Source organism: Bathymodiolus platifrons methanotrophic gill symbiont, from assembly GCF_002189065.1.
Taxonomy (GTDB): domain Bacteria; phylum Pseudomonadota; class Gammaproteobacteria; order Methylococcales; family Methylomonadaceae; genus Methyloprofundus.
The window spans coordinates 1-5,762 of record NZ_BDMN01000413.1 but is presented as its reverse complement, the minus strand read 5'-3'; the positions used below and the strand labels follow the sequence as shown (position 1 = coordinate 5,762).

Genomic DNA, 5,762 nt, shown 5'->3' with positions numbered 1-5,762 from the left:
TTTTTAATTATTTACGCTGAGTAGTTACTAATTATTAAAGTGAAAAAAGCAATCAAAATTTAGAGGAAATACTTGAATCTACAAGAAAAAATGATGAATTTTTCTAGTGTTGTTAAACAACCGAAAGGCAGATCAAGTGCCTAAGTAAAGCAGTAGATATTACGCGTGGAGAAAATAGCATTAAGATGAATTTTTATCTTATGATTGCATTTAATATGCAATGAATGTAACATATATTACATATATAATGTAACTAAATGTATCACTTATGAGCATAGGTAAAAGCGGTAGGATTGTTATTGAAATTGACCCTGATCTAAAGAAAAAACTTTATAGCGAACTGACTTTACAAGGCCTTTCACTAAAAGATTGGTTTTTAATGTCAACTAATAATTATTTAACAAGTAAAAATAATATAACCCCCAGTTCCAAAAAAGATAATTCAGAAGAATGAAAGATATTTCAGTTAACAAAGCGGAAGAAAAACCTGAAACAACAAAAGGGAAATATGACCCTAGAAATAAACTAAATGACTTAACATCTACTGAATGGATACCTGAAACCATTTCGGTTTGGAACCAAAGAGGGCTGGGCGCAAAACATCCTGATATAAAAATCGAAAAACAACACCCCGCACCATTTTCATTCACGGACGTAGCTAGGCTCATTAGGTTTTTTACTAAAAAGGGAAATACTGTATTAGATCCATTTGCAGGAATTGGCTCTACTCTTAAAGCTTGTGCTACAGAAGGTCGTAAGGGCGTTGGGATAGAATTAAATCAAAAATATGTAGAACTAACAGAAAAAAGGATTAAAACTGAGGTAACAGAAGAGAGTAACATTGATGATCAAGTAGTTATTCAAGGTGATTCAAGAGATGTTATTGATACTTTAGATGAAAATAGTATTGATTTTGTAGTTACAAGCCCTCCTTATTGGAATATTCTGCATAAAAAAGATCATAAAGCAAAACAAGAAAGGGTAGATCACGGACTTGATACAAAATATAGTGATAGTGATATTGACATTGGAAATATAGATGATTATGAGACATTTCTCGATGAATTAACCATAATTCTAGCTAAATGCAGGAGAGTTTTAAAGCCAAAAAAATATATGGCTGTTGTAGTAAGTGATTTCAGAGATAAATCAAACTATATAATGTTTCATGCTGATTTGGCTAGAAAACTGGGAACATTAAGCTTGGAAATGAGAGGTCTTAAGGTTTTATATCAAAGGCACAAACGGATATTCCCGTATGGATACCCGTATGCATACGTTCCAAACATACACAATCAATATATACTAATCTTACAGAATGTTAAATAAAAAAATTAATTCAATATTTAATGAAGACTGTATCGAAGGGATGAAAAAACTGGATGATTGCTCTGTTGATCTAATAGTTGCTGATCCGCCTTATAATCTTAATAAAAACTTTGGTAAATGGGACGAGAAAAAGAATAAGGGGATTTGGCTACCATGGTCAAAAGAGTGGCTCAATGAATGTAATCGAGTACTCAAAAATAATGGAAGTATATTTGTATACGGTATCCATCATCATCTTTGTTGGTTGCAGTGCCATATGTATGAGATAGGGCTTACTTATAGACGACAAATAATATGGAATTATGAAAATGGATTTTCTGGGTATAAAAACACTTTAGCCGCACACTACGAACCGATGTTATGGTTTTCAAAAGGGGAAAGCTATACATTTAATGAAATTCGAGAGCCATACAAAAGTACTGAGCGACTTAAGCATAAAATAACCAAAAATGGGAAAGTATGGACACCTCATCCAGATGGAAGAATAGCTGGTGATGTGTGGAAGTTCCCAACATTAGCTGGCAGAAGATTTAAGGATGAAAAAGTTGATCATCCAACACAAAAGCCACTTTCTATTTCAGAAAGAATCATTAAGCATTTTTCTAATGAATCTGAGTTAGTTTTAATCCCATTTTCAGGAAGTGGTAGTGAATGTGTAGCTTCAAAAAAATTAAAGCGTAATTTTATTAGTTTTGAACTAAACGAAGATTATATAAAGATAGCCAATCAAAGGCTTGAAGCTCTCGATACAGAGATAGAGGTTACTATTTAGCAGCTTCAATTAAACTGTTTTTATTTGGAATATTAATACTTCTAAGCAATAATTTATAAGTAGCATTTCTTGCTGACGTATTATTATTCCCTAGGTAGAAGTCAGTGAGACATAAGAGTGATCCTGACCAAGTCAAAGCTAACAGTGAAGATAATGGAAGTGTAGCAATTTTTACCTTTACAACTTTTTCAATATCTGTAATTAGTTCCCAGTATTCGGTACGTTTATTTGGTAATTCAGTAAGAACTATTAATCCTGATGCTTTACTTTTGTCTATATCATAACGAGAACAAAAAACAGCAACGTCATCTAGAATGTCTCTTGGTGAATCTAAATTAGCAGTATGCTCAATCTCCACAAGAATATGGTTATTATTAATATCAATGGAAACTGCATCCATTCTTAAGTTCACATCGCCTTGCCTTGTAAGGTTTGTATCCAAACCTGTAAGTTGTAAAGATTTGCAAACAAGCTTATTTAATACAGAAGTTCTATCTGGTAACTCATTTATTAGTTTAATTATTTTTCGAAGTTTTTTTTCATTCTCTTGAATCGCTGGTGAAGATTTTACTATACACTTTACTTGAAAAGGCTCATCGGAAAATTCCATGCTTTGGTTTTTCCTATTTATTATAGCGACATCTTCTTTTCCTATATAGATTGCTCCAACTGGGCATGATACAACACATAAACCACAACCTATACAATCTTGAACATTTATTTCAACTTCTCCTGATTCATTTAAAAAAATAGCTTCAGTTGGACATAAAATATTTGTCTGGCTACTTGATAGCTCATCCATGACTATTGAATTGTTTTCCAGTGTTAAGCAATTTAAGTCATAACAATTCAAGCAGGAGCTATTTATTGTACTTTCGTCACTAAGAGTTAGTTTGGATGGTTCTTGATCCATGTATTGAACAATTACTGGAATAGCTTCATTTTTGTATTTAAAACTTTTTGACTTTATTTTTCCTTGTTTAAGAATGTTATCCATTTAATATTCCTTTTTTATTTATCAGCTCGCTAAACTCTATTTTTCTATTTTCTGAAATACAGTTAACAGAAATTTTTAGCAAATACTCAATTCCAAAAATAGCTATATTGATATCATATATTTTTTTTATATCATTAATAAGCTCTAACACTTCAGCACGCTTATTTGGAAGCTCGAAACCAATCGCCAAGGTACAGGTGGGCCACTTGTTTTTTTCAGACTTTCTTGATTGAAGGATTATTTTATTTTCAAGAGCTTGTCTTATGGCTTTTACTGATAAGTTCATTTCTTCAGTAGGAGATTTTATTTCTATGGGGATAGAGTCATCATCAGATAATAATATGGCATCCCAACGCCTCGAGTTGACTCCATGAGGTGGGATGTCACACATGATCCCTATACTTGAAAAAATTAAGGATTGTTGAAAAATCTGTCTTGACTCTTTGGGGTGCTATAAAGCTCGAAACCAATCGCCAAGGTACAGGTGGGCCACTTGTTTTTTTCAGACTTTCTTGATTGAAGGATTATTTTATTTTCAAGAGCTTGTCTTATGGCTTTTACTGATAAGTTCATTTCTTCAGTAGGAGATTTTATTTCTATGGGGATAGAGTCATCATCAGATAATAATATGGCATCCCAACGCCTCGAGTTGACTCCATGAGGTGGGATGTCACACATGATCCCTATACTTGAAAAAATATTTCCAACAAGAGGGTAAAACTCATCTTTTGTATGAGTTATAAAGCTATCTTTTAGAATTGATACGGTTTCACCTCGTGTTTTTGTTTTTAATAACGAAATAACCGAATCATAAAATTCATTTTTATAATTAACATCTTCCTCATTCGTTACTAAAATGGTACTTAATTCATTCTTTAAGGTCTTGTTAAGTTTCGTTGCTAATAATTTATCTGGTGAATACATACCTACTCGTTTTTTTGTCGGTTGCTTTATTTTAAACACCTTTGATAGAACATCTTTACTGACAGCTTGAAAAGGTGAAAATAAAATATTGAATGTTCCAAAATCAGACACCACCTGTTCTTGTGCTTTGGATAGCCTATTATCTAAAGGTGTGGTATCAAAACCAGAAGAATTTAATAATTTATAAAAAGAGTGATAAATTAGACTGTCTGCATCAATCTTTCTATTTTTTAAATCACTAATTCTGATATCTAACATATCATCAAGGGAGTCTGTTACTTCCTTTCCATGCCCAGTTAATTTGTAAGTATGTTGTTTTGTGGAATAGTTACTAGAATCTTTGGTTCGTAGAGCCCAATCAAGCCATTTTAATGCTCCTAATGGAAACCTGGTGTAGTTACCGGCAGTAACTTTGCTTATTCCTCTATTTTCTAGGCAGGATGTAAATTTAGCATCAAATTTAAGTTTACTTTTTCTTAAATCCTTTAGTTCGTCACACATTGAATTAAATAATTCCAGATCAGTATCATCATCAATAGATAACGGGCCAATTATCATTTCATCGCGCGAAAGAACCCCATTTAGTTGACGCATGGTCTTGAGGATTGTAGCAAAAGGACGAATTATATAACTTCCTTTTACATCAATTAGACTAGTTGGATATTCCATTCCTAAAAAGCATTGTTCAACAATTTTCTTTCTATTAATTGTTGCATTAGCGATATGATCTCCCTGTAATGTAAAGTTATACCAAAGAGCTTTTTCGTTACTTTGAATCCACCCTAACGAGCGATATAGTTCAGCATACATTTTACATTGGTTATAAGACCTATCCCTGGATAAATCTTTACTCGCTCCTCTGAGTAAAGCTTCAATACCCATTACTCCAGATGAGCTTATTAAGCCATTTGAAACCAATAATTCTTGCATATCATGTAAGTCAAATATCTCTTCACGGTCAATCTTCTGATATAAAAAAATAAAACAATTTATAGTATTATCTAGAGACGATCCAGGATTAGGAAACCTATGCATGAGTACTATATTCCTTTAGCTCAGTATGCATAAAATGAAGGGAATGTTGTTTGTTACACATTTTTTTGAAAAAATGCTTTAAGAGGTTGATTCAATGCATTTGCAATTTTTTCAGCATTAATAAGTGTTATGTTTCTTTCACCACGCTCTACAGCCCCTATATAGGTTCGGTGTAAACCCGACATATCAGCCAATATTTCTTGTGAAATACCTTTTGAATTTCTGAAATATCTGACATTTTCTCCAAAAATATGAGTTATGTTCATATAGGTGATGATCTAATAAAGAACACTATAAGTCGACAGTCTATTAGTAGCATTTCTGGTTTAATAAGTTGTCCCCTCATTACTTGAATACAAGATAGATTACTCAAATAGCTCAACAAATTTCCTATAGAAACCTTGATTGAAGTCATTGATAAGTATTTTTGGTTCTGTCGCATAAAGTTCACTTCCCCAGGTTATCTGTTATCATTAAGTTTAAATCTCTATATCAGGAATTCTCAAATGCTTAGTTTCAAATGGCGCCACTTTGAAAAAGAGATCATTCTCCTAAATGTCAGATGGTACTTGGCTTACCCACTCAGTTATCGCAATCTTGAAGAAATAGCGGAAGAACGAGGCTATCATGTTGACCACAGCACACTTAACCGCTGGGTTATCACGTATGCGCCTAAATTAGAGAAAGAATTTCACAAAAAGAAGC

The 5,762-nt window shown here is 32.7% G+C and carries 7 protein-coding genes and 1 pseudogene; 4 read left to right on the top strand and 4 right to left on the bottom strand.

Annotation, left to right across the window (positions count from 1 at the left end; all coding sequences use genetic code 11):
• Positions 1 to 268: 268 nt before the first annotated feature.
• The 3 genes from CDZ78_RS18475 to CDZ78_RS18465 are packed head-to-tail and all read left to right on the top strand — an operon-like array spanning position 269 to position 2,101.
• Entirely contained in the window at positions 269 to 454 is a 186-nt protein-coding gene (locus CDZ78_RS18475) for a hypothetical protein (protein WP_087871296.1), read from the top strand.
• Positions 451 to 1,329 (top strand): DNA methyltransferase, encoded by an 879-nt coding sequence (locus CDZ78_RS18470; RefSeq protein ID WP_087871295.1) that lies wholly within the window; start codon positions 451 to 453, stop codon positions 1,327 to 1,329. The genes CDZ78_RS18475 and CDZ78_RS18470 overlap by 4 nt, the downstream gene beginning before the upstream one ends.
• Positions 1,319 to 2,101, top strand: a complete 783-nt coding sequence (locus tag CDZ78_RS18465; protein WP_087871294.1) for a DNA-methyltransferase — start codon at positions 1,319 to 1,321, stop codon at positions 2,099 to 2,101. The genes CDZ78_RS18470 and CDZ78_RS18465 overlap by 11 nt, the downstream gene beginning before the upstream one ends.
• Here CDZ78_RS18465 and CDZ78_RS18460 read toward each other — a convergent pair.
• The 4 genes from CDZ78_RS18460 to CDZ78_RS18445 form a co-directional block, all read right to left on the bottom strand.
• Positions 2,094 to 3,098, bottom strand: coding sequence for a 4Fe-4S binding protein (locus CDZ78_RS18460; RefSeq protein ID WP_087871293.1), 1,005 nt, complete (start codon positions 3,096 to 3,098; stop codon positions 2,094 to 2,096). The two genes, CDZ78_RS18465 and CDZ78_RS18460, sit on opposite strands and share 8 nt — an antisense overlap.
• Positions 3,091 to 3,489 (bottom strand): hypothetical protein, encoded by a 399-nt coding sequence (locus tag CDZ78_RS18455; RefSeq protein ID WP_087871292.1) that lies wholly within the window; start codon positions 3,487 to 3,489, stop codon positions 3,091 to 3,093. The genes CDZ78_RS18460 and CDZ78_RS18455 overlap by 8 nt, the downstream gene beginning before the upstream one ends.
• Before the next feature lie 20 nt (positions 3,490 to 3,509).
• Positions 3,510 to 4,952 carry a hypothetical protein gene (locus CDZ78_RS18450; protein WP_140414204.1) on the bottom strand — a complete coding sequence of 481 codons (1,443 nt, stop codon included), beginning with the start codon at positions 4,950 to 4,952 and terminating at the stop codon, positions 3,510 to 3,512.
• Positions 4,953 to 5,110: 158 nt separating this feature from the next.
• Positions 5,111 to 5,323, bottom strand: a complete 213-nt coding sequence (locus CDZ78_RS18445; RefSeq protein ID WP_087871290.1) for a helix-turn-helix domain-containing protein — start codon at positions 5,321 to 5,323, stop codon at positions 5,111 to 5,113.
• Between the two features lie 240 nt (positions 5,324 to 5,563).
• On the opposite strand from CDZ78_RS18445, the pseudogene CDZ78_RS18440 reads away from it, so the two are divergent.
• A pseudogene (locus tag CDZ78_RS18440) lies at positions 5,564 to 5,762 on the top strand (IS6 family transposase); the annotation flags it as partial.